Origin of the sequence: Chryseobacterium sp. CBo1 (genome assembly GCF_001693475.1) — a bacterium.
GTDB classification, from domain to species: Bacteria; Bacteroidota; Bacteroidia; order Flavobacteriales; family Weeksellaceae; genus Chryseobacterium; species Chryseobacterium formosense.
The window spans coordinates 168,597-190,697 of record NZ_MAUH01000034.1; the positions used below are offsets into that span (position 1 = coordinate 168,597).

The 22,101-nt window shown below is 34.4% G+C and carries 20 protein-coding genes; 6 read left to right on the forward strand and 14 right to left on the reverse strand.

Going from position 1 to position 22,101, the window contains the following annotated elements; genetic code table 11:
- The first annotated feature begins 46 nt into the window (after window positions 1-46).
- The 4 genes from mfd to pth all read left to right on the forward strand — a co-directional run bounded on the left by mfd (window position 47) and on the right by pth (window position 6,142).
- Window positions 47-3,409 (forward strand): transcription-repair coupling factor, encoded by a 3,363-nt coding sequence (gene mfd / locus BA768_RS15690; RefSeq protein WP_065721513.1) that lies wholly within the window; start codon window positions 47-49, stop codon window positions 3,407-3,409.
- A gap of 128 nt (window positions 3,410-3,537) precedes the next feature.
- Window positions 3,538-4,455 (forward strand): hypothetical protein, encoded by a 918-nt coding sequence (locus BA768_RS15695; RefSeq protein WP_065721514.1) that lies wholly within the window; start codon window positions 3,538-3,540, stop codon window positions 4,453-4,455.
- Window positions 4,456-4,556: 101 nt separating this feature from the next.
- The gene (locus tag BA768_RS15700; RefSeq protein ID WP_034677911.1) at window positions 4,557-5,486 is read left to right on the forward strand and encodes a hypothetical protein; all 930 of its coding nucleotides are present in this window, start codon (window positions 4,557-4,559) and stop codon (window positions 5,484-5,486) included.
- A gap of 92 nt (window positions 5,487-5,578) precedes the next feature.
- Window positions 5,579-6,142: an aminoacyl-tRNA hydrolase gene (pth, locus tag BA768_RS15705; RefSeq protein ID WP_065721515.1), complete on the forward strand. Its 564-nt coding sequence runs from the start codon at window positions 5,579-5,581 to the stop codon at window positions 6,140-6,142.
- Between the two features lie 61 nt (window positions 6,143-6,203).
- Here the strand turns inward: pth and BA768_RS15710 are convergent, their stop codons facing one another.
- The 10 genes from BA768_RS15710 to BA768_RS15755 form a co-directional block, all read right to left on the reverse strand.
- The gene (locus BA768_RS15710; RefSeq protein WP_034677913.1) at window positions 6,204-6,839 is read right to left on the reverse strand and encodes a carbonic anhydrase family protein; all 636 of its coding nucleotides are present in this window, start codon (window positions 6,837-6,839) and stop codon (window positions 6,204-6,206) included.
- A 58-nt stretch (window positions 6,840-6,897) separates the two neighbouring features.
- On the reverse strand, window positions 6,898-8,493 hold the full coding sequence (locus BA768_RS15715; protein WP_065721516.1) for a SulP family inorganic anion transporter: 1,596 nt from the start codon (window positions 8,491-8,493) through the stop codon (window positions 6,898-6,900).
- 146 nt (window positions 8,494-8,639) lie between these two features.
- On the reverse strand, window positions 8,640-8,939 hold the full coding sequence (locus tag BA768_RS15720) for a hypothetical protein (protein ID WP_034677915.1): 300 nt from the start codon (window positions 8,937-8,939) through the stop codon (window positions 8,640-8,642).
- A gap of 23 nt (window positions 8,940-8,962) precedes the next feature.
- Window positions 8,963-9,631, reverse strand: a complete 669-nt coding sequence (locus tag BA768_RS15725; RefSeq protein ID WP_034677916.1) for a carbonic anhydrase — start codon at window positions 9,629-9,631, stop codon at window positions 8,963-8,965.
- Between the two features lie 156 nt (window positions 9,632-9,787).
- Entirely contained in the window at window positions 9,788-10,339 is a 552-nt protein-coding gene (locus BA768_RS15730; RefSeq protein ID WP_034678287.1) for a serine acetyltransferase, read from the reverse strand.
- A gap of 10 nt (window positions 10,340-10,349) precedes the next feature.
- Entirely contained in the window at window positions 10,350-11,501 is a 1,152-nt protein-coding gene (locus BA768_RS15735) for a glycosyltransferase (RefSeq protein WP_065721517.1), read from the reverse strand.
- Between the two features lie 84 nt (window positions 11,502-11,585).
- On the reverse strand, window positions 11,586-12,479 hold the full coding sequence (locus BA768_RS15740; protein ID WP_065721518.1) for a glycosyltransferase family 2 protein: 894 nt from the start codon (window positions 12,477-12,479) through the stop codon (window positions 11,586-11,588).
- Window positions 12,479-13,633: a glycosyltransferase gene (locus BA768_RS15745; RefSeq protein WP_065721519.1), complete on the reverse strand. Its 1,155-nt coding sequence runs from the start codon at window positions 13,631-13,633 to the stop codon at window positions 12,479-12,481. The genes BA768_RS15740 and BA768_RS15745 overlap by 1 nt, the downstream gene beginning before the upstream one ends.
- 202 nt (window positions 13,634-13,835) lie before the next feature.
- Window positions 13,836-14,639, reverse strand: a complete 804-nt coding sequence (locus BA768_RS15750) for a glycosyltransferase family 2 protein (RefSeq protein WP_065721520.1) — start codon at window positions 14,637-14,639, stop codon at window positions 13,836-13,838.
- 11 nt (window positions 14,640-14,650) lie between these two features.
- On the reverse strand, window positions 14,651-15,220 hold the full coding sequence (locus tag BA768_RS15755) for an acyltransferase (RefSeq protein WP_065721521.1): 570 nt from the start codon (window positions 15,218-15,220) through the stop codon (window positions 14,651-14,653).
- Window positions 15,221-15,290: 70 nt separating this feature from the next.
- Here BA768_RS15755 and BA768_RS15760 point away from each other — a divergent pair, with 70 nt between their 5' ends.
- On the forward strand, window positions 15,291-16,298 hold the full coding sequence (locus tag BA768_RS15760) for a glycosyltransferase (RefSeq protein WP_065721548.1): 1,008 nt from the start codon (window positions 15,291-15,293) through the stop codon (window positions 16,296-16,298).
- 173 nt (window positions 16,299-16,471) lie between these two features.
- On the opposite strand, the gene BA768_RS15765 is transcribed toward BA768_RS15760, so the two are convergent.
- Window positions 16,472-17,317 carry a glycosyltransferase family A protein gene (locus BA768_RS15765; RefSeq protein ID WP_065721522.1) on the reverse strand — a complete coding sequence of 282 codons (846 nt, stop codon included), beginning with the start codon at window positions 17,315-17,317 and terminating at the stop codon, window positions 16,472-16,474.
- 129 nt (window positions 17,318-17,446) lie between these two features.
- Here BA768_RS15765 and asnB point away from each other — a divergent pair, with 129 nt between their 5' ends.
- On the forward strand, window positions 17,447-19,267 hold the full coding sequence (asnB, locus tag BA768_RS15770) for an asparagine synthase (glutamine-hydrolyzing) (protein ID WP_065721523.1): 1,821 nt from the start codon (window positions 17,447-17,449) through the stop codon (window positions 19,265-19,267).
- Between the two features lie 5 nt (window positions 19,268-19,272).
- Here the strand turns inward: asnB and BA768_RS15775 are convergent, their stop codons facing one another.
- The 3 genes from BA768_RS15775 to BA768_RS15785 all read right to left on the reverse strand — a co-directional run bounded on the left by BA768_RS15775 (window position 19,273) and on the right by BA768_RS15785 (window position 22,098).
- Entirely contained in the window at window positions 19,273-19,953 is a 681-nt protein-coding gene (locus tag BA768_RS15775; protein WP_065721524.1) for an NAD-dependent epimerase/dehydratase family protein, read from the reverse strand.
- Window positions 19,950-20,936, reverse strand: a complete 987-nt coding sequence (locus BA768_RS15780) for a hypothetical protein (RefSeq protein WP_123947130.1) — start codon at window positions 20,934-20,936, stop codon at window positions 19,950-19,952. Before BA768_RS15780 ends, BA768_RS15775 begins: the two co-directional genes overlap by 4 nt.
- 307 nt (window positions 20,937-21,243) lie before the next feature.
- Window positions 21,244-22,098: a hypothetical protein gene (locus BA768_RS15785; RefSeq protein ID WP_065721526.1), complete on the reverse strand. Its 855-nt coding sequence runs from the start codon at window positions 22,096-22,098 to the stop codon at window positions 21,244-21,246.
- Window positions 22,099-22,101 lie beyond the last annotated feature (3 nt).

A 22,101-nucleotide genomic window follows, 5' to 3' on the forward strand; every position in this document is an offset into this window, starting at 1 on the left:
CGGAATTATCCCGAAATCGCTTTTGTCGTTTATATCTACACTATTTATGCAGTTAAAAAATATCAGCGAAAATTTTCTTCCCGATTTGCTTAAAAATGAATTTGGAAAAGAAATTTTCTCACAAATTGATACTCAGCCGCATCTTTCTGTAAGAGGAAGTGCGGGTTCTTCAGCTTCGGTTTTCACAGCCGAACTTTTTCTTAGTTATAAAAAAAACCTGCTTTTTCTTGTTGATGACAAAGAAGAAGCATTGTATGCAAACAGCGAATTGGAAGATCTTCTTGGAAAAGAAAATGTACTTTATTTTCCGGCAACCCATATGGAGCCTTATCAGGTTGAAAAAACGCAGAATGCAAATCTGGTATTGCGAACGGAAGTTTTAAACAAAATAAATTCAGAAAAATCTCCGAAAGTAATTGTTGCTTACATCGGGGCACTGTCTGAAAAAGTTCTGAAAAAGGAAGATTTTAAAGCAATTTCTCATCATATAAAAACCGGAGATCAGCTCGATTTTGATTTTGTAGATGAACTGCTGAATCATTATCAGTTTCATCAGACCGATTTTGTTTCCGAACCGGGAGAATTTTCTGTACGTGGCGGAATTGTTGACGTGTTTTCTTATTCTAATGAAAAGCCTTACCGCATTACTTTCTTCGGGAATGAAGTTGAAAATATTAAAACTTTTGATATTGAAACTCAACTTTCGGTGGACAAAGTAGACGAATTTCAGCTGGTTTCGAATATGAATTTTTCAGTTTCGGGTACCAAGGTTTCGTTGCTCGAAATCTTACCTGAAGACAGCATGATCGTTTCAAAAAACGGAATTGTCGGTTTGCAGAAGCTTCGTGCTTTTTATGAAAAGGCATTAGAAAAGTACGATGGTTTAAACAAAAATATTGCGCATAGAACACCGCAGGAATTATTTATTTCTGATCAGGAATTTTTATTTGATTATAAAAAGTTCAAAACTATTGATTTCAGCGCTGTCGGAATTGAAGAAATCAAGTCGGTGGAAATTAAGCTTAACCAGACAACTCAGCCTTCTTTCCATAAAAATTTTCAGTTATTGATTGAAGATTTGCAGGAGAAAAAAGAAGAAGGTTTTGATCTGTGGATTTCTTTTTCTACCGATAAGCAAAAAGACAGATTAGAATCTATTTTTGAAGAGCTTGGTCATCAGACTGCTTTTAAAAGTTTTAAATCTGAACTTCATGAAGGTTTTGTAGATCCGGATCATAAAATTTTGGTGTATACCGATCATCAGATTTTTGACCGTTACCAAAGATATAAAGCCAAAAACGCTTTTGCAAAATCTGAGCAGTTGACTTTGAAAGATCTGATGTCTCTGAAAGTGGGCGATTACATTGCTCATATCGATCACGGGATTGGTAAATTCATGGGATTGGTAAAAGTAAATAATGACGGGAAAATCCAGGAATGTTTTAAACTGACTTATAAAAATGGTGATTTGTTGTATGTAAGTATTCATTCGCTTCATAAAATCTCGAAATATAATGGTCCCGACGGAAAAGAAATTGTTCTGAGCAAGCTTGGTTCACCAACCTGGAAATCTTTAAAACAGAAAACCAAAGCAAAAGTTAAGCAGATTGCTTTTGACTTAATTAAATTATATGCCGAAAGAAAAACGGCAAAAGGCTTTGCTTTCACGCCGGATTCTTATTTACAAAATGAGTTGGAAGCGAGTTTCGTCTATGAAGATACGCCGGATCAGGAAAAAGCTACGATTGACGTGAAAACCGATATGGAAGCCGAAACGGTGATGGATCGACTGGTTTGCGGAGACGTTGGTTTCGGTAAAACCGAAGTTGCGATACGCGCTGCATTTAAAGCGGCTACGGACGGAAAGCAGGTTGCTGTTTTGGTTCCTACCACGATTTTGGCATTTCAGCATTTCAGAAGTTTTAAAGACAGGCTTAAAGACTTTCCTGTAACGATTTCTTACCTAAACCGTTTCAGAACCGCAAAACAAAAGATTGAAACCATTGAAGGTTTAAAAACCGGAAAAGTTGATATTGTAATCGGAACCCATCAATTAGCTTCAGATAAAATTAAATTTAAAGATTTAGGTTTATTGATTATTGATGAAGAACATAAATTCGGAGTATCGGTAAAAGACAAGCTGAAAACCTTAAAAACCAATATTGATACCCTTACTTTGACCGCAACGCCAATTCCGAGAACATTGCAGTTTTCTTTGATGGCAGCAAGAGATTTGTCGGTAATCAAAACACCACCGCCAAACAGACAGCCTGTAGAAACCCAGATTGTTGGCTTTAATGAAGAGCTCATTCGTGATGCTGTTTCTTATGAATTACAGCGAGACGGACAGGTTTATTTTATCAACAACAGGGTTGAAAATCTGAAAGATATTGCAGGCTTGATTCAGAGGCTGGTTCCTGATGCAAAAGTGATTACAGGTCATGGGCAAATGGATGGAAAACAGCTTGAAAAGAACGTTTTGGATTTCATGGAAGGAAAATATGATGTTTTGGTTTCCACAACGATTGTAGAAAGTGGAGTCGACGTTCCGAATGCGAATACGATTTTCATTAATGATGCGCAACGTTTCGGAATGGCAGATCTTCACCAGATGAGAGGAAGAGTAGGGCGAAGCAACAGAAAAGCATTCTGTTATCTGATTACACCACCGTTTGATATGATGACTGCCGATGCAAGAAAAAGGCTGGAAGCCATCGAACAGTTTTCAGATCTTGGAAGCGGTTTCCAGATCGCCATGAAAGATTTGGAGATTCGTGGCGCAGGAGATCTATTGGGTGGTGAGCAAAGCGGATTTATCAATGAAATGGGTTTTGAAACCTATCAGAAACTGATGCAGGAAGCATTGGAAGAATTAAAAGATGACGAAAACTTCGAAAATCTTTTTGAAAATGAAGAAGACCGTCAGAAATTATTCAAATCTGTGAAAGAAGTGAATATTGATACCGATTTGGAATTAATGTTACCTGACTCTTATGTTTCCAGTACGGAAGAAAGATTGTTGCTTTATCAGAAATTAGCGGAGATTGATAATGAAAAAGAGCTGCAGAAATTTGAAGCTGAATTAAAAGACCGTTTCGGAACTTTGCCTGAAGAAGCGATTAACTTACTAAAAAGTGTCGCCTTAAAATGGCTTGCTGCAGCCATTGGTTTTGAGAAAATTGTCATGAAAAACGGGATTTTCTTAGGTTATTTCCCAGGCAATCCACAGGATAAGTTTTACCAGACAGAGAAATTCAGGCATATTATTACCTATTTAACCCAAAATCCTGCACAGGCTCAGCTTAAAGAAAAAGCTGGAAAAGAAGGAAATAATCTCATGATGCGGAAGGACAAAGTGAAGAATGTAGATGAGGTGAATGTGTTGCTGAAATCTATTTTAGGAGTTTAATTTTTTATCAAATAAATTTATAAAGTCAGCTTGAATATACTTCAAGCTGACTTTTTTGTTAAAACTTCAGAAAAAGCTCTATAATGTTGAAAATAATTTATATTTGCCAAGAAATAATTAAAAATGCTATGACCAGAAACAAATTTTTAACAGGAATATCTGCTATACTTCTTGGCTTTATGCTTTCTTGCGATAATACTACGGCTGATCCTATCAATAATACTTTAAACAATCCCAATAATCCGGGCGGAAGCGGTGGAGGAGGAAGTGCTCCTTCAATTACAGGACCACGAATTTTACATAAAATAAATGTGAATAGTGTGACAAATCAGGAATTTGTAACCAATGGAAATGTTCTTGAAAAAGCAATTTTCAAGGAAGCGAGTGGTCCTACTTCATTCTTAGTCGGAACAGTTACCTATACTTCGGGAAAAGTTACAAGAGTAAAGTTTGCGCAAGAAGTTAACGGTGCTCCGGCGAATACTTTATCATATGATTTCAATATTACTTATGATTCAGGAGGAAAAATCAATTACACGACTTGTCAAACAATGTTGGGAACAATGCCGAGTTTCAACAGTGAATACACTTATACATACGATGGTTCTGGAAAGATAACGAAAATTGTAGAGAAGAAAAAATCTGGAAGCACTTACACTCATTTCATCAATTATAATCTTACAAATAGCGGAGATAATATAACAAAAATGGTTAGTGAGTCGGGAATTACGAATGCGGCTGGTGTTCCGGATTTATCTGCTACGGTATTAACTACAACATATGATTACACTTCTTATGACGATAAAATTAATCCTTATACAACACTGCCAAAAACATTTTTTGTAATGTGGAGTTTGCTACATCCAATTAATTTTCCTTCATTATCTGCTAATAATCTTAAAAGTTTTAATATCGTATATCCTTCTCCTGTTCCGGGTATACCAGGTCAGGTAATTCCTGGTGCTTATACTTATTTGTACGATACTCAAAATTATCCTGTTTCGGATCAGACACAGGCACAGAAGTATATCTATAAGGCGTTATAACCAGAATTTTGTTATTAGTTTTATGGGAATATTAATAAAAACATGATTTTTATACAAAAAAAAATTATATTTGTGGAAAAATAAATAATCCCCCTTTAGAAATGAAACGATTTTTCTATTTTATTTTAATCATCGCAGGGTTTTCTTCAGTGAACTCTTGTAAAGATATGACCAATGAAGAAGGAGATCCGCTTTTGGATCTTAATGACAATACAGGTTTAATTGGTCCGAGAGCTCTTTCAAGAGAGATTACCGACTTCGGAACAATTGCTGAGTACCAGTACAGCGGTCTGCTTCTTACGAAAGTTCTTACAGAAAAAGGTTCTGTAACCAATGTAGAGTGGAGTGGTGATAAAATCAGTAAAATAACATTTAACGGTTTTCTTGATCTTGATAATGACGGTGTATTAGATACAGACAGTATTTCTTATACTCAACAATATACTTACGGAAATTTAGGAAGACTTACATTGATCTCTGAGAACAGATCTGTTTACAGAAGATTAGCACCTGTTCCTCCTGCAACAGTAGGACCTTATGCTCTTTACGAAAAGACAAAAGCAATATATAATCTTACGTACAGTGCTACAACGGCAAAATTAGCATCAATTGTAATGAAAAGAGGGAAAGATATTGTACCTTTTGAATACACAGATTATACAAAAGCTGCTTATTCTTACTTAGGAGATAATGTTTCTACAGTTTCAAAAGAAGTGGGTAAACTGATTACAAACGGAACAGTATTTGAGCCGGCTGTAGAAAAATATGATTTCGGATTTACAAACTACGATTCTCAGATCAATGGTTATACACTTTTACCGTTTGAATACAAGGTTTCAGTGCTTATCTCAACCAATATCAATGATGACAGAAGTTTGATGTTGTCACCAAACAGCCCAAGAAGAGTTTCTGTTACTGATATGACAGACCCGGTTCCTACACCAATCGTAATCTCTACGAATTATAAATATGATCCGCAGACATATATGATTCAGGGATTCGGAGTGAATTACTTCTACAAACCATTATAATTAAAAATTAGTTTTTTAAAATATTTTAAAACTCAATCCTTATCGGGTTGAGTTTTTCATTTCAGAACCCTTAATTTTGCAAAAAATTTCTCATGAAATATTTAATTGTAGGTCTTGGCAACAAAGGTCCGGAATATGAAAATACACGTCACAATATAGGTTTTAAAGTCGCTGAAAAAATTGCAGAAACTTTAGAATCATCATTCAATACAACAAATTTCGGCTGGATGGCTGAAGGGAAATATAAAGGAAGAAAAGTATTGGTTCTGAAGCCTGATACGTATATGAATCTTTCTGGAAATGCCGTAAAATACTGGATGCAGAAAGAAAATATTCCTTTAGAAAATATAATGATCGTTACGGATGATCTTGCATTGCCGTTCGGAACTTTAAGGATGAAAATGAAAGGTTCTGATGCCGGTCACAATGGTCTTAAAAATATTCAGGAAGTGTTACAGACTCAAAACTACGCAAGACTGCGTTTTGGGATCTCTGCTGAATTTTCTGAAGGAAAACAAGTAGATTACGTCTTAGGAACCTGGAATGAAGAAGAAACTGAAAAGCTGCCAGAAAGGATCGAGAAATTTTCGAAAGCTTGTTTGTCCTTCGTTTTTGCAGGAATTAACAATACGATGTCTGCTTTTAACGGTAAATAAAAATAAGTTGGGGCGGAAGCTTTGCTTCCGCCCCAACTGTTATGAAAGATAAATGTTTGTTTTATAGCCAGGTTACAACGCCGGTTTCAACGTCATAGTTTGCTCCGACAATCTTGATCTTACCTTCTTCTTCAAGTCTTTTCAAAGTAGAGCTTTGCTTACGGATATCGTCAATTGCATTTTTTACATTGTGCTGATTCAGTCTTTCAAGAAGATCTGCATTTGCAGAAGTACGCTCTTCTCCATCTTTTATAATGGTTTTAATGATGGGATCAAAATGATCAATTAAATGGTTCAAGTTATCCATACCCATTCCTTCGATTTTAGCCGCATCTAATCCGCCTTTTAAAGCTCCGCATTTTGTGTGACCTAAAACAACAACCAATTTAGAACCTGCTACATTACAGCCAAATTCCATTGATCCTAAAATATCCTGATTTACAAAGTTTCCTGCAATTCTGATACTGAAAACATCTCCCAATCCCTGATCAAAAATAAGTTCTGCAGAAGTACGGCTGTCGATACAGCTTAAAACTACTGCAAATGGCCACTGACCTTCACGGGTAGCATTTACCTGCTCCAAAAGATCTCTGTTTGCCTTCAAATTATTTACAAATCTCTGATTTCCTTCTTTTAAAAAGTCTAATGCTTTTTCCGGTGTAATCGTCGACTGGGTTTCTGATGTATGTGCTTTCATATGAATTTATTATTTTGAATTATTATTTAAAATTAAAGTTATAAAAAATTATTTGAGCTTACATTGCTCTTTTATGGGTAATGACGATGTGAGAGTCTTCATCGGTTTCGTAATCTTTATACGAAGTTTTGAAGCCTAATAGTTCCACATTAATGTCTTCTTCTTTCGCACGGATGTTGGCAAAATCCTGGATCATTTCTAGTACATCTGTTGCGATATATGATGTTCCTCTCGCATCAATCGTTACCGTAGAGTTAGATTTGATGTTTTTCAATGTCTTTTTAATCGCTGCCTTGTTAAGGAAAGAAACTTCTTCTGCCAATTTCATTGTAATTCCGTCTGCATCGCTCAGCTTTTCACGGCTTAAATAATAAGCACGCTTCATATTTCCCTGTAAGATATAGAACACTGATATTGCTAAACCAATTCCTACTCCTTTCAGCAAATCGGTTGCTACAATTGCAACAACGGTTGCCACAAACGGAATGAACTGGAATTTCCCCAAATGCCAGAAATGCTTGAATGTTGCCGGTTTTGCCAGTTTATATCCTACCAAAAGTAAAACCGCTGCAAGGGTTGCCAAAGGAATTAAATTCAGAATCACAGGAATTGTCAACACACAAATCAACAATAGAAATCCATGAATCATCGCTGAAATCTTTGAAGTCGCTCCCGCATTTGCATTAGCAGAACTTCTTACTACAACTGATGTCATTGGTAATCCACCGATAAATGAGCTTACAAGATTCCCGATTCCCTGAGCTTTTAATTCTAAATTGGTATCGGTAATTCTTCTCTGAACATCCAGTCGATCTGAAGCTTCAATACAAAGTAATGTTTCAATGGATGCGACAATGGCAATCGTTGCACCCGCAATCCAGACTTTCACATTGGTAAAACCATTAAAATCGGGTAGGGTAACAAGATTTTTAAAATCATCAAGACTCTGCGGAACCGGTAAGGAAACCAAATGCTCTTTACCGATTGCTAATGAACTTCCTGATAATTTGAATAATTCATTCAGTAAAATTCCGACAACAACGGCCACTAAAGCTCCGGGAAGCATTTTCATTCTTTTTAGGAATAAAACTTTATCCCAGGCTAAAAGTAAAGCAATTGATACAACGGTTACAATTATTGCTCCCGGATGAATCGCTCCAAAAAGTTCTGAAAAATAATTAAAATTTAAACCGTTATCAAAAATAGATTCATGGCCTTCATAATCTTTGTCAAAACCTAAAGCATGCGGAATTTGTTTTAAAATAATAATGATTCCGATCGCCGCAAGCATTCCTTCAATCACATTATTTGGAAAATAATTAGAAATGCTTCCTGCTCTTACAAAGCCTAAAATCAGCTGGATAACACCAGCAATAATACCTGCGCAAAGAAAGAGCTCAAAAGCCCCCAAATCGGTAATTGCTGTTAAAACAATGGCCGTAAGACCTGCAGCAGGTCCCGAAACCGAAATATTTGAGTTACTGATCGAGCCGATAACCAAACCACCTACAATACCTGCGATAATGCCGGATAACGGTGGTGCACCGGATGCTAAAGCAATTCCTAAACATAAAGGAAGAGCTACTAAAAATACAACGAGGCCTGAAGGGAAATTCTCCTTGATTCCTTCAAATAATGAATTTGTTTTTTTCATGACAGCGAAAAATACTTAGTGTAACCGATTGAGCTTAATTAAAATATTAATTAAAATCACCAGTAATAAAATTGGAAATTAATTTAAAAAGACATCTATTCAACATCAGAATCTGATATGAATATTTATTTTGGTCTGTGAAAAAATTAAGCTTCCGGAGGTGGAGAAAATATGGTGAGAAATGGCGAAAGATGACCAGAGTCATCAATCAATACAAAGGATCTGCGCTCGAGATCTGGTTCGAAAAACTTCAGAAAATCATGTACGTTCAGAGTTTTGGGTAAAGTCTTCTCGTAAACGGTAAATGATGAATAATGAGAGTGTGTTTCTTCTTCGTTCAGAATTACATTAGTTCTCTGTAATTTCCATCCACAAATCGCAGCGATGCTTGGCAAAGCTGTAAAGTTGATGATAAACAGTAATGTAATGATACTCCAGAATTTCATTTCACTCAAATTTTTTAGAAAGATTATTTCGTCTTTCTGCTCATAACCCAATCTGAACTTGTAAGATTATAGATCTTTTGAATGTCTTTTAAAATCTCTTCAAAGTCGATCTCCAGATCAATAATTTTACCCGTTCTAAGGTCGAAAACCCAGCCGTGAACTATAGGATATTCTTCTAAAATATATCGTTCCTGTACACAGGCCATTTTAATAACGTTGATGCATTGCTCCTGAACATTCAGTTCCACAAGCCTGTCATAACGTTTGCTTTCATCATCGATAGAATCTAATTCAGCCTGATGCAGTCTGTACACATCACGAATGTTTCTCAGCCACGGATTTAAAAGTCCTAAATCCTGAGACGTCATCGCTGCTTTCACACCACCGCAGTTGTAATGCCCGCAAACAATAATGTGTTTCACTTTCAGATGCTCTACTGCGTATTGTATCACCGCAGTGGAACTCATATCCAAAGTGTTGACAACATTGGCAATGTTTCTGTGAACAAAAACTTCACCCGGTTTGGCTCCCATCAGTTCTTCTGCCGTGGCCCTGCTGTCTGAACATCCGATGTAAAGATACTCAGGATGCTGAGTTTTGGCAAGATCCTCAAAAAAATGTGGATTGTCTGCTAATTTAGATTCTACCCATTTTCTGTTGTTTTCGAAAATAACTTCGTACGAATTCTTCATTAATTAAATTTTAAAGATTATAATTATTTATTTCGTTTAAATTATTTTCAAATTCAATAGACTGAATCAATAATTATACAAAAATATTAATTTTACTGAATTATCAAGCATTTTTAACAAAGTTTAATAAAGATAAAGATATGATAAAATTCAGCTTTAAATCTTATTATTTATATAACCATCTGTGGCATTTTCGTTAGGGAATATGTTTGCAGGATTTCCGGCTACAATCGAATTTTCAGGAACATCAAAATTGACGTACGCATTCGGAGCGACCAGAACGTTGTTTCCGATAGTTATTTTTCCTACAATTACGGCGTTCGGGCCGATCCACACTTCATCTCCGATTACCGGATAGCCTACATTTTTGCCACGGTTTTGTTGTCCTATTGTAACTCCTTGGGCAATATTGCAGTTTTTACCAATTTTTGCTTTGGGGTTAATCACCAAACTCCCCCAATGTCCGAGATAAAAACCTTCCCCGATTTCTGTTTCAGGATAAATCTGAAAGCCGTATTTGATCTGGAAATGTCTCAAAACAATTCTCCAATACAAGCCTAAAAACGGCGTCTTATTATATTTTTGGGTTTTTCTGAAAATATAAATAAAATGAAGATTCGGATTAAGGCATTTCTTCCAAATCTGAAATGTTGAAAGCCATTTTCCGCTTTCCCGATAAAAATCTTTCTGAATAATTGTATAACTCATTTCACTGCTTTTAAAGGTTATCAATAATTTCCTGAAGATGTGCGACAGATTTCTGCAGCACGAAAGGAAGTTCAGCTGAAGCTATTTCTTTTCTGTAGTGATCTGCAAGTTCTTGATTGTTCAAAATCTTTTTCATGCCTTCGTAAATTCCGGTTTCAGAGTTTGGCGTGATAATTCCCAGCTTTCCATCCTGGAGAAGATCTTTTATTCCTGAAACATCGGTAGATACAATAGGTTTATTTAAAATTAAAGCTTCAGCAATTATTGTTGGAAAGCCCTCATGTCTTGAAGACATGATATAAAAATCTGCTTTTTTAAGATAAGGGTAGGGGTTATCTCTGAAACCGAGCATTTTAACAGTTTCCGTGAGGTTCAGATTGTTCAGCTTTATCCGGATGTTTTCAAAATCAAAACCATCACCAATGATAATGATCTGATGTTTTAATCCTTCATCTATCAGTTTTTTATGTACATCCAGAAGCCTGTCGTAACCTTTTTGGGGGTAAACTGTTCCGATCGTAATAAAAGTTGGAGTAGTGTCGGAAAAGGGATAATCATCAATTATTGCATTCGCTTTCTTTAAGGTATCATCCTTATCTATTGGATTAAAAATCTTAATAACTGCTTGTTTCTCCTTTTCACTTGGAGCAATTTTCTGCATTTCCTCTTTCAGTTTATTGGAAATGACCAATATTTTATCAAATTTGAAAAACTGCCTGATTGCATCCGGAGTATATTCCTTTAGATTAAAGATGTCGTTCTGTATCCAAATGATCTTTTTAGAATCTTTTTGGGGACTTGAAAGAAGCTCTCTGTACATTCCGTGAATAGCAGCTATTTCTACATCATATTTTTTATTTTTCAGCACAAATCGATAAAGAAGCCACGGAAACCACAAAAACATTTTCTGATAAAGTACCCTGAATGCTTTCATTGGAATTTCATTAGGTTTGTTTGTGGTGATCATTTCCCCTTTAAGCAGGTAATGTAGATTGACCCATGACGGAACTTCCTTGATGTACATACCTGTGTATAGATTAATCAGTAGGTCTATTTCGTATTTGTTTTCGGGGAGATTTTTGAGAAAGTTAATCAGAACTTTTTCTGCACCACCGTGACGAAGAGAACCAATACGGATGAGGATTTTCTTTTTTTGTGACATTAATTTAAAATTTATACTCTTTTAATTTAATTTATCTTTAATAGGCGGCAGATTAATGTTCTGAAAATAAAAAAATATTTTTCATTAAATTAATTTTGACACAGGATAGAGCAGAGTAGCTAACACTTTTACAGGAAAAGATTTGAGTTCAGAAATTGTTTTTCTGAAACCTCTTTGATCAGTTGCCGAAAACTTTAAATATCCTCCAAGATTTCTAAAGATGGGTACAGGATGAGCCCATAATTTTGAACTATAGGTATTCAAAAAAGCTTTGTAATTTTCTGCAAGTCCAAATGCATTTTTTTTATCATAAAACTGGTTGGCGAGAGATTGCTCGTCGTTTTCATCTCTGTAATAGATACGGCTTATTTTATTGATACAATAATGAAATCCCAGAGTGTCAAACTGAAATTGAAAAACGCCTTCAGGGATAAACCCTTTACCGCTAAGTTTTTCAAGATTAAGTTCCATTTTTTTATAAATTTCGACCTTTCCCATTCCCCATTTATCTCCCTTTACATTGTATTTGTAACGCATATCAAATATACTGCAAATAAGAGGTTCTTCAGGGAATTTATCCCCGACAATTTTTCCATTTTGATCCTGACAAAGAGAAGAGACAAAAACAATATTTTGTTTATCATTGATTTCTTTCCATTTTTCTACAAGCACTTCTAAGGCATCATCTAATAATGCATCGTCTGAATCGAGAGGTGAAAAATAGGTTCCTTCAGAAAGTTCAATTCCTCTGAAAAATGTTATAAACTTGTGCTGGTTTTCCTGATGATAATACCGGATTCGGAAATCTGCTTTTTCCTGAAATTGTTTTACCAATAGATCGGTGCCATCTGTAGACCCATCATCTATAATAAGCCATTCAAAATCCTTGAAAGTCTGTCTCTGTAAAGAGTCGAAAACCCGAGGTAGCGTATGAGCACGGTTATAAGTAGGGGTGAGGATTGTAACTAAAGGCTTCATTATTGTTTCAGCTTGTATTGTTTTTCGAAAACGGATGTTACTTGACGATAGATTTGATCGTTATCAAATTTTGATACAGAAACTGTAGCGTTACGTTTGATTTTCTCAACAAGCTCATTATTGGTAAGAAAAGATTTCATCCCCTGATATATGGATTCTTCGTTCGGTTCTACAAGTAAACCATCATAGTTGTGTTCAATCATCTCAGGTATACCGCCCACATTTGTGCTGATTGTTGGGATCTCAAGACCCATAACCTCTCCGATGGTTAACGGATAAGATTCAGATTCAGAAGGAAATATAAAATAGTCTGAATTTTTTATATAGGGATAAGGGTTAATTTGTGAGTCCAAAAGAAGGTATGATTTTTCTACACCAAGATCTTTTGCCTGATTTTTCAGATTTTCCATTTCTGTACCACCGCCAATTACTGCAATAGAATGATTATATCCTTCATCTAAAAGTCTTTTGTGAACTTTCATAAGGGTATGATAGTTTTTCCGAACATGCAACCTTCCCATCGAAGAAAAAACAGGTCTTTGATTGTAAGATACAGGAAACTCTAAAGATTTTTTTCTTGCTTCTTCAATTTTTATAGCATTGTAAATGACAGAACTGTTTGGATATTCTATATTGTATAATTCTTTGATGATGTCTCTTGTCTGCCGGGATCCGAAAATTACCCAATCGAATTTTTTAAGACTGGTAATCCGATGCATGACGCGTTTCTGATCGGGGTCATAAGAGACATCGGTGTGAAACCAAGCTACTTTTCTTGCTTTCATCGGGCTATTCAAAACAGAATCAAAATCGGTATATCCTGATGCAACTTCTATGTCAAAATCTGTTTTGATATACTTATTATAAAGTGCTTTAGGATTTTTTCTGTAATACCACAATATAATGGCTCTTTTTACCAATTGAAAGAATCTGATCGGCTTTTTGGCACTCATGTCTTCTCTGCCTTTCTGAACACTGGTCACTTTAATGTGAGGGGGGATTTCATTCCTGAGCTCACCCTGAAAAGTATTGAGAAGCAACGTTATATCGAATAATTCTTGTGGTAAATTTTGAAAAAGATCCAGAATTACTCGCTCTACACCTCCCATTTCCATGGAACGGTGATAGAATAGAACTTTTATTTTTTGGGACATTTGTGTATTTTAAAATTAATCTTTAAAAGACAAATATAAGTATTGTTAATCTTTTTCTTTTGTGTTTTACAAAAAGATATTCTTTATAACTAATAAATTTCGATATCTTCAAGAACATACTTGTAGCGATGAAGTAATCTTAAGTAATATAAATATTCTAATCTACAGACTAGTCTATATATTTTCTGTTATTGGCTTTTAGTTATGAAAATTTTCTAAGAATTTTAGTTAAAAAGTTATTCTGTTTTTCTTTAAGAAAATTGGGTAGATTGTCAATATCTTTTATTTTTCTGTGAAAAATACTTTCAAGATTTCTTCTTTTGGCAGCATCTAAAATGACTTGATGCCAATTGTTATTTAGTTTCTCTTTCTTTGAAGATTCCTGAGATACGCCTTTATCATGCAATCGATAATAATAAAGAGGAGTGTTAATGAACGTTATGTGTCCGACTTCATAGAGCTTTAAGTACAAATCCTGATCAACAGCAGAAGTGAGCTCGGTATTAATACCTTCAGTTTTGTTATAGGCGGCTTTTTTAAATGTAAAAAAGTGGTTTACCTCCAGAAAAATATTAAAAAAAGATTTTCTACCATTTTTTACGGCACGTGAATGTTGGAATATCCGGATAGGCTTTAGCTCATTATTGCATAAATAAAATTTCGAATAGGTTGCAATATTGTCTTTATGGTGATTTTCTATGCTGAGTTGAAGCGCATTTTCAGCAAGTGCATCATCAGGATCTAAAAATCCACAAATTTCTCCGGAAGCTAGTTCTATACAACGTCTTTTAGTAAAACCAACCCCTTTATTATTTTCATTTTGAAAAAGCTTTACTTTATCATCGTCTTTCGTAAGCTGCATGACTTTTTCGTAAGAACCATCCGTAGAGCAATCGTCAACGATAATAATTTCAAAATTATGATAGCTCTGATTGAGAATGCTTTTATAGCACTCTTTAAAGTATTCGTAATGATTGTAATGGGCTATGAGAATTGAAAAGAGCATTCTGTGATATATTAGTTGTTTAGAGAAATGTTTTTTTGATCTTGTTTATTAATGATGATTGAATTGCTTGGCACATCTTTGTGAATCACACATCCTGCTCCTAAAATAACATTGTCACCTATGGTTACATCTTTTAAAATGATAACATTGGTGCCTGTCCACACGTTGTTTCCTATTTTTACCTTTCCGATATTGAAATCTGTTTTCGAAACCGAAAAGGGCTCTTTTGTATATTGATGATTGTGGTCGAAAATTTTCATGCCCTCACCTAAAATACAGTTTTCCCCGATTTCAATTTCTCCAAGACATGAAATTGTAGCTCGGGTAATGTAGGTTCCATCACCAATGGAAAATTTAGCATTATTTTTAACAGTAATAAAATTAGAATGATTGATCGTTACATTCTTTCCGAACCGGAATTCTGCATCATCGGAAATATCTAGAAAATTATTCGAACCCAGTTTGAAGGAAGAATCTACTGTGCTTTTATCAGTAAAAAAAAGCTCTCGATTTTGGGCATCAATGCAACTATTTGCGAAATTTCTTAATTTTATGAAAAATCGACCTAAAACCTTTCTCATCCAAATTGTTTTTTCAAAAGTATTAAATATTCTTTATAGTTTTGCAATAATTAAAAGCAAAAACAACTTGATGATACCCAACCAACCATTAGTCAGTATTAATATTCCTGTTTTTAAATGTGAGAAATACATTCTTCGATGTCTGGAATCTGTTAAAAATCAAACGTATAAAAACCTTGAAATTATTCTGGTAAATGATTGTACTCCTGATAACAGTATGGCTGTCATCAACAAATTTGTACATGAAAATCCCAATCTGAATATTAAAATTCATGAGCATCAAAAAAACTCTGGACTTTCTGTAGTTAGAAATACCGGGATCAAAGCATCTGTAGGAAAATATATTTATTTCTTGGATAGTGATGACGAGATCACTGAAGATTGCATTGCGCTGCTTGTTCATAATGCTTTGAAAACAGATGCACAAATCACGATTTCGCAAAACCGATGGATCAATACTTTTGATAATACAACGAAAGATTTCGGTTTTCCTACAACGGCAGATAAAAAATATTATAATAACAGACTTGAGATTTTTTCTGTTTACAGTAATGGCGGTTTTCCTTCATCCTCCTGGAATAAACTGATTAAGAGAGATTTTATCATCGATAATGAAGTATATTTTGTACCGGGATTATTTGCACAAGATGAATTGTGGTTTTTTGATCTTCTTCTCAAAACAGATACTTTATCAATCATTGATGACATTACTTATCTTTATTATCTGCATGGAGAATCTGTAATTTTCAACAGAACAAAGAAGAATTTTGAGAACTTCTTAACCATTTTGGAGTACTTCACCAAAGCTTATGAAAACGAACCAAACGTAGCGTTGAAAAAAATGATTAAAAAGAAAATTATTCTTTTCAAAGAAATGGTTCTCATCATGCAGTGGAAAGCATTGAAAGATAAAGGTTATTTAACCGTAAATATTTCAAGAATGCAGAAACTTACTAGATTGACAATAGCAGATTACTTCGATTCTGATTTTAATGCTGACATCAAAAAGAAAAATTTCTTTCAAAACATTCCTGCAGATCTTTCTGCAAAATTATTTGTCTGGAGGTTTGAACGATAATTTTAGTTTTTAAATTTATAAAAAGCAGAGATCAGAGAAAAGCTGGAAATCAGGATTGAATTGTACATTTTTGTAACACCTGAAAACTGAGATAGAACATTTTTTTTATCAAGCTCAGAATAGGATTGAAGCAGTCTTTGCTTCTGAAATGATTGTTGCTCCGCAGTCATGCTTTAAAAAAAATAATGATATGTCTTAAGGCCGTTTACAAAGTTCCGGTATGCAGTAAGCTCAAAGATAGATTTTCTTTCTTCGTAAATCTTTTTCTCTATAAAAATGTTTCTCAATAAAACATCGGTTCTTACAATATCTATTTTTTTTACAGATGGCATTTTAGCAGAAGAATCCGGGTGTATGTAATGCGTATATACAGCATCACAACTGCCGATAAACTTTGCGTTTTCGAAAATCATTCTTTCTACTATTTCATCTGCATTTAGAAGAGGTTCTGTAAACCTGAATGAATGAGATTTGAAAACTTCCTTGCGGTATAATCCTCTGATGTGAATATCATATTTGCCAACCGTTTTTTTTATTGCTTCTTCACCAGAGATTTTTCTAGAAATAAATTGAGTGTGATTCTCAAAACGAATGTCGAGATTAATCATATATTTCAGTTCCCCGGATGTAAATCTTGTGTCGACAATCGGAGTAACAATATCTAAATCGGGCGATTGGGAGAAAGTATTAAAACATTTTTCAATAGTATCCAGTTCAATGAGATCATCATGATCAAACAAAAAAATAAACTCTCCGGATGCCCTATCTTGCCCATAGGCTTTAGAATATTGTGCATACTTTTGATTTTCTTTTGTATAGACTTTTACCCTGGAATCCTGCTTTTCGAAATAAAGCAGCTCTTCTAAAGTAGAATCTAAAGAGCCATCATTTACACAGATGAATTCTATGTTCGGATAAGTCTGATTCAAAAGGCAATTCATGGAAGATTTTACAAAATCACCCAGTTGTACTGAATTGTAATAGGTTGTAATGACCGATATTAGAGGAAAGTCTTGCATAATTTGCAAATATCTGAAAAATATTTTTTCAGATATTTTTGATTAAACAACAAAATATTAATGTTTTAGCAAAGAATAGCGAATAGATTTTCATAAAATAATGTTAGATTTGTTTCTTAATATAAATACATGTGTGGCATTGCAGGAATTGCAAAAAAAAATATTCTTGAGGAGGATTTCTACAAAGAAACTCTTAAAAATATGACCAGTTCTATTATTCATCGGGGACCCGATGATGAAGGACACGAATATTTTAATAACTGCTTTTTAGGCTTCAGAAGACTGGCAATTGTAGATTTGTCAGAAGATGGGCATCAACCGATGTATTCCGATACAAAAAATGAATGCATAGTTTTTAACGGTGAGATTTACGGTTACCGCGAATTAAAAAAGGATTTAAAAGATTATCCTTTTCAGAGCAATACCGACACAGAAGTTATATTATCCCTTTTTAAAAAATATCAAACCAGACTGCCGGAATATCTCAACGGAATGTTTGCATTTGCAATTTGGGACGAAGATCAGCAGCAGTTGTTTTGTGCAAGAGACCGTTTTGGTGAAAAGCCTTTCTATTATGCTATCGGTAAGAATGGTGAGTTTATTTTTGCTTCTGAGATCAAAGCGATCTTAGCAACAGGTCTTGTTGATGAAGAATTGAATGATGAGGCGATTTATCATTTTCTAAGACATATGTATGTTGGAAGTCAACAGAGTATTTATAAAAATATTAATGTTTTACCGCCTGCTCATAAGCTGATTTACAAAAATGGCAAAATTGAAATCTCTCAATACTGGAATTTCCCTCAGAATAAATTACAAATCTCCGAAGAGGAAGCTGTATCTGAATTTAAAAATTTAGTTGAAAAATCTGTTAAAAAACAATTGGTTGCAGATGTGAAAGTGGGTGCTTTTCTCAGTGGCGGACTAGATTCAGGAACATTAGTTGCACTTTCTTCGCAGAAAAATGAAAATTTAACGACATTGGGATTTCGGTATGAAGGAGATTGGGACGAGATGCCCGATGCAAGAAGTATTGCTGAAAAATATAAAACTGACCATAAAGAAGTAGCGTTGGAAACCTCAGAAATTTCTAAAACTCTCGTTGAAGTTTTGAAAAAAATGGATGAACCGCTTGCAGATACAGCCATCCTTGCAACATACACCATCTGTAAAGAAGCAGCTAAAAACATGACGGTTGTGATCACAGGAAATGCGGGTGACGAATTGTTTGGCGGTTACAAATGGTATCAGAAAGAGAAAGAAATTCTTGAAAAGGGTAGTGCAAATTTTTCGCTTTTACCTTTTTATAAAGCAGGTTCTGTAATCACCGAAAAGCTGGGATTTGAAAAATCAAGACAATATTTTCTAGATAAGGTTTTCAGAGCCAAGTTTCCGGATATTGTTTCTTATCAGAAAGGGAAAGTCCATAATAATTTTTCTCATGGGGAAACTTCACAACTGTTAAATTCCATTTCAAAATATGAACATTCTTATGCATTCGATTTAGATAAAAACGACCTGAATACCTGCATGAGGATGGATCTCACCAACATTATTCCAGGAGATTATATGGTGAAAGACGACCGTATTGCCATGATGCACTCTATTGAACTGAGAACCCCATTTTTAGACAAAAATCTGGTGGAATTTTGCTCTGCGCTTCCTGCTGAATATAAGGTGAATGCCAATCAAACCAAAGTCATTCTGAGAGAGGCTTTTGGAGACCTGCTTACCTCAAATATTCTGAACAAGAAAAAACAGGGTTTCGGTGCTCCTATTGCAGATTGGCTGAGAATTCCTGAAATGGAAAAACTGACGAAAGATATTTTACAAAATCCGTCTTCTAAAATCTTTACAAAACTGAATTTTGGTGAAGTTCAGAAGCAGCTCAACTACAATTATAAGCATTGGTCGCTATTGGTTCTCGGAATCTGGATGGAGGGGCACTAATTATATTACAGGTAATATTTTTCTAGTATTTTTTTAAGATAGTTTTCCTTATTATTTAGATTATTTTCAATAAAATATTGTTCAATATCCGGAATATTAATGTCATATCCCGAACCGCTTCTAAGGAGATTTATATCTACTTTTTTGCTGTAAAACTGTTCTATGATTTCAAGGATTTCAATAATCGAATAATTTTTGATGTAAGCAACATTTACAACTCTGTTTAATTTCTGGCTATCAATGAGAGCAAAAGTAATATTTTTAATATCATCAACATCGATGAGGTTGCGGGTTGCTTTTGTGTGAACATTTATGGTTTCGTTGTTGTGGACGGCCCGTATAATGTAATTGATCAGTAAATTGGGATTTCCTCCTTTGCCCACTGCATTGCTTACTCTTAAAATAAGAAATTTTGGGCATAGTTTTTTTATGAGCTGCTCCATTTTCAATTTGTGGAGTACATAGTCACTGCCTGTTTTTGAAGAATCATAAATGCTGCAGGTAGAGAAATAAACAAATGTCTTTTCCTTATTTTCTGCAATTGTATTTTTTATCAGATTTTCTTCTCGTAAAAACTCCTCAGCTCTTGTTTCTAATGAATTTGATACTCCGGATGCAAAGAAAACAATATTTTCTCTGTCGTTATTTGTAAATAGTGACGCAATAAGTCCTTTTCCGATAATCATAGTGTTGTAATTGAGAATAGTATTTTTGTGGCATAATTAAATATCATCAAGTACCCATTTGTAAATAGATAATCTATATTTCCTAATTTCAAATGCGGAACAAACAATACTGTTGATACAAAGATAGTTAAAGCTTCATTTCTTGGTGCTATATATTTTGCAATAAAACTGTCCATTTTAAAATGAAACTTTTTTATGTAACCAATTTCTCCACCCAATTCATAAGTATATATAAAGCTGCTGATCAAAGCAAAAAATATGAATCTTTGCCAATCCATAGCAATGAAATAGAGTGGTATTGCACAAAAAAGTTGTAGTAAAAAAGTTGTGGCAAGAAAGGAACTGCTCAAAGAGCCATTGTCTTTCTTGAAAATAAAAACATTTATATTTCTAAAGTCATTGTATCTTATAATCACAAAGATAAGCGAAGCAAGATATTGAAGATATAATATCCCACGAGAGAATCCTTGACTGTACGCAGAAAAGTTGATGAAAATAATATTTTTCGCACTAGAATTAATGTAAAATAGTGGTGTTGGTAAGTCTTTTGTATAACTATTTTCAGGAAGATAGCTTTTAATATTTTCAAAAATAATATCTCCTGCTCCAACAAATCCATGACTAAAAATCACAATTAAAAAAGTAAGAACAGGAATGATGAAAAGGAAGTTCCATACATTTTTCAGAGGTGTTTTTTTTATTGAATACAAGTAAATTAATAAAAACGGAACCGTATAAAAAAATATCATTTCATGCAATAAGATCCCTACAGATAAAACTAAACTTAAAAGCAGCAGCTTAGTGAAGATATTGTTTTTTGCCAGCTTAATTATTTTACAGCAAACGATAATGAGTAATAAAAGCAAGCTGTCTTTTAGTCTTATTCTGTTATCTAAAAGTAAAAAAAACAAGCCTGAAGGCAGAAGCAGAAAAAAAAGGGAGATGTTTTTTTTAGTAAAATTATAAATAAAATATGCTATCAAAAGAGCATAAGTTATAATACTGAAATATTTCGTGATCGCAAGCAGATTCATACCTGTGATTTCATGTAGCCAGATGAAGATTTCTCCCAATAATCCTCTTCTGATAAAACCTGCGGAATAATTAATCAGTAATTCTGCATCAAAATAATCGAGTTTATTTGGTATGTAAAGCAGATATTGTATTCCCTGAATAAGGTATATTAATATCAGAAGGAAAATAAAAATAAATTTCAAATTAATTTTCATGCGTTTCATGTTTATCTGAGCACAATGATCATGTAAAGGCCAGAATCAGAGTGAGGTAAATTTACTTTTTATAAAACTCCTTTATCTTCTTGTGCCCTACATGCAATATTACCTCTTCTCCCAAACCTTCATTACCTTCACAGAGGCACCATTGTTTTGGCAGGATGTATGGGTAAATTCCTGTTTTCCATGCAGTTTTCCACATGACTAGAGAAGATCTCGAAGGATCGTTTTTCATAGTTTCGGCACAGGTTTTATAGAAAATATTGCCTCTTTCATCATTTTTCCAGAGTGTCATTGGGCTTTGGTTGTAAGAATGCCCAAGTCCTAAGCTCTCATCTTCTATTGGTTTTGCATCTTTAGACCAAATCATATCCTGTCTTAGTAACTGTCTGTCATTATCAGGAACACAAAATCCAAATTTTCTGGTAAGATAAATCAGTGCTATAATGTCGCTGGAAACGACTTCCATATCAGAATCCAATACACATTTGAAGTCTGCATCTGACTGCGTAAGAGACAGAAATTTAAAGTAGTCTGCAGTTCTGTATCCGTATCTTTCATGTTCAGAATTGATAACAGGAGAATTGGTTTTGATAAGGTTTACCCCATCAATTTTCAGATCAAAGTCAGAATACACGGTATATTTTGCATTTGGAAAGTATTCTTTCAAAGTTCTGAGAGATGGGTCTAATCTGGATTCGTTATTTTGAAAATCTGCGCCACCGCCGTTTACTCTTTGTTCTCCAAATTCAGAAAATAAAAATTCTATACTTAGGGAATTGATAAATTCATTATCCGTATCTGAGAATGGAATATTTCTAAAAGGTTTTCTCTTTTTTTTGTTGACGGCAAAAGCATCTCCTTTCAGAATTGCCCACGCACGTCCCAGTCTATACAGCAAAGTTCCAATCATTTT

Coding starts and splice junctions, on each gene's coding strand:
- BA768_RS15710 (WP_034677913.1), bottom strand. CDS start 6,839: ATGAAAGCACATACATCAGAAACCCAGTCGACGATTACACCGGAAAAA.
- asnB (WP_065721523.1), top strand. CDS start 17,447: ATGTGTGGCATTGCAGGAATTGCAAAAAAAAATATTCTTGAGGAGGAT.
- BA768_RS15760 (WP_065721548.1), top strand. CDS start 15,291: ATGATACCCAACCAACCATTAGTCAGTATTAATATTCCTGTTTTTAAA.
- BA768_RS15745 (WP_065721519.1), bottom strand. CDS start 13,633: ATGTCCCAAAAAATAAAAGTTCTATTCTATCACCGTTCCATGGAAATG.
- BA768_RS15695 (WP_065721514.1), top strand. CDS start 3,538: ATGACCAGAAACAAATTTTTAACAGGAATATCTGCTATACTTCTTGGC.
- BA768_RS15740 (WP_065721518.1), bottom strand. CDS start 12,479: ATGAAGCCTTTAGTTACAATCCTCACCCCTACTTATAACCGTGCTCAT.
- pth (WP_065721515.1), top strand. CDS start 5,579: ATGAAATATTTAATTGTAGGTCTTGGCAACAAAGGTCCGGAATATGAA.
- BA768_RS15775 (WP_065721524.1), bottom strand. CDS start 19,953: ATGATTATCGGAAAAGGACTTATTGCGTCACTATTTACAAATAACGAC.
- BA768_RS15700 (WP_034677911.1), top strand. CDS start 4,557: ATGAAACGATTTTTCTATTTTATTTTAATCATCGCAGGGTTTTCTTCA.
- BA768_RS15750 (WP_065721520.1), bottom strand. CDS start 14,639: ATGCTCTTTTCAATTCTCATAGCCCATTACAATCATTACGAATACTTT.
- BA768_RS15720 (WP_034677915.1), bottom strand. CDS start 8,939: ATGAAATTCTGGAGTATCATTACATTACTGTTTATCATCAACTTTACA.
- BA768_RS15785 (WP_065721526.1), bottom strand. CDS start 22,098: ATGATTGGAACTTTGCTGTATAGACTGGGACGTGCGTGGGCAATTCTG.
- BA768_RS15735 (WP_065721517.1), bottom strand. CDS start 11,501: ATGTCACAAAAAAAGAAAATCCTCATCCGTATTGGTTCTCTTCGTCAC.
- BA768_RS15755 (WP_065721521.1), bottom strand. CDS start 15,220: ATGAGAAAGGTTTTAGGTCGATTTTTCATAAAATTAAGAAATTTCGCA.
- BA768_RS15765 (WP_065721522.1), bottom strand. CDS start 17,317: ATGCAAGACTTTCCTCTAATATCGGTCATTACAACCTATTACAATTCA.
- BA768_RS15715 (WP_065721516.1), bottom strand. CDS start 8,493: ATGAAAAAAACAAATTCATTATTTGAAGGAATCAAGGAGAATTTCCCT.
- mfd (WP_065721513.1), top strand. CDS start 47: ATGCAGTTAAAAAATATCAGCGAAAATTTTCTTCCCGATTTGCTTAAA.
- BA768_RS15725 (WP_034677916.1), bottom strand. CDS start 9,631: ATGAAGAATTCGTACGAAGTTATTTTCGAAAACAACAGAAAATGGGTA.
- BA768_RS15730 (WP_034678287.1), bottom strand. CDS start 10,339: ATGAGTTATACAATTATTCAGAAAGATTTTTATCGGGAAAGCGGAAAA.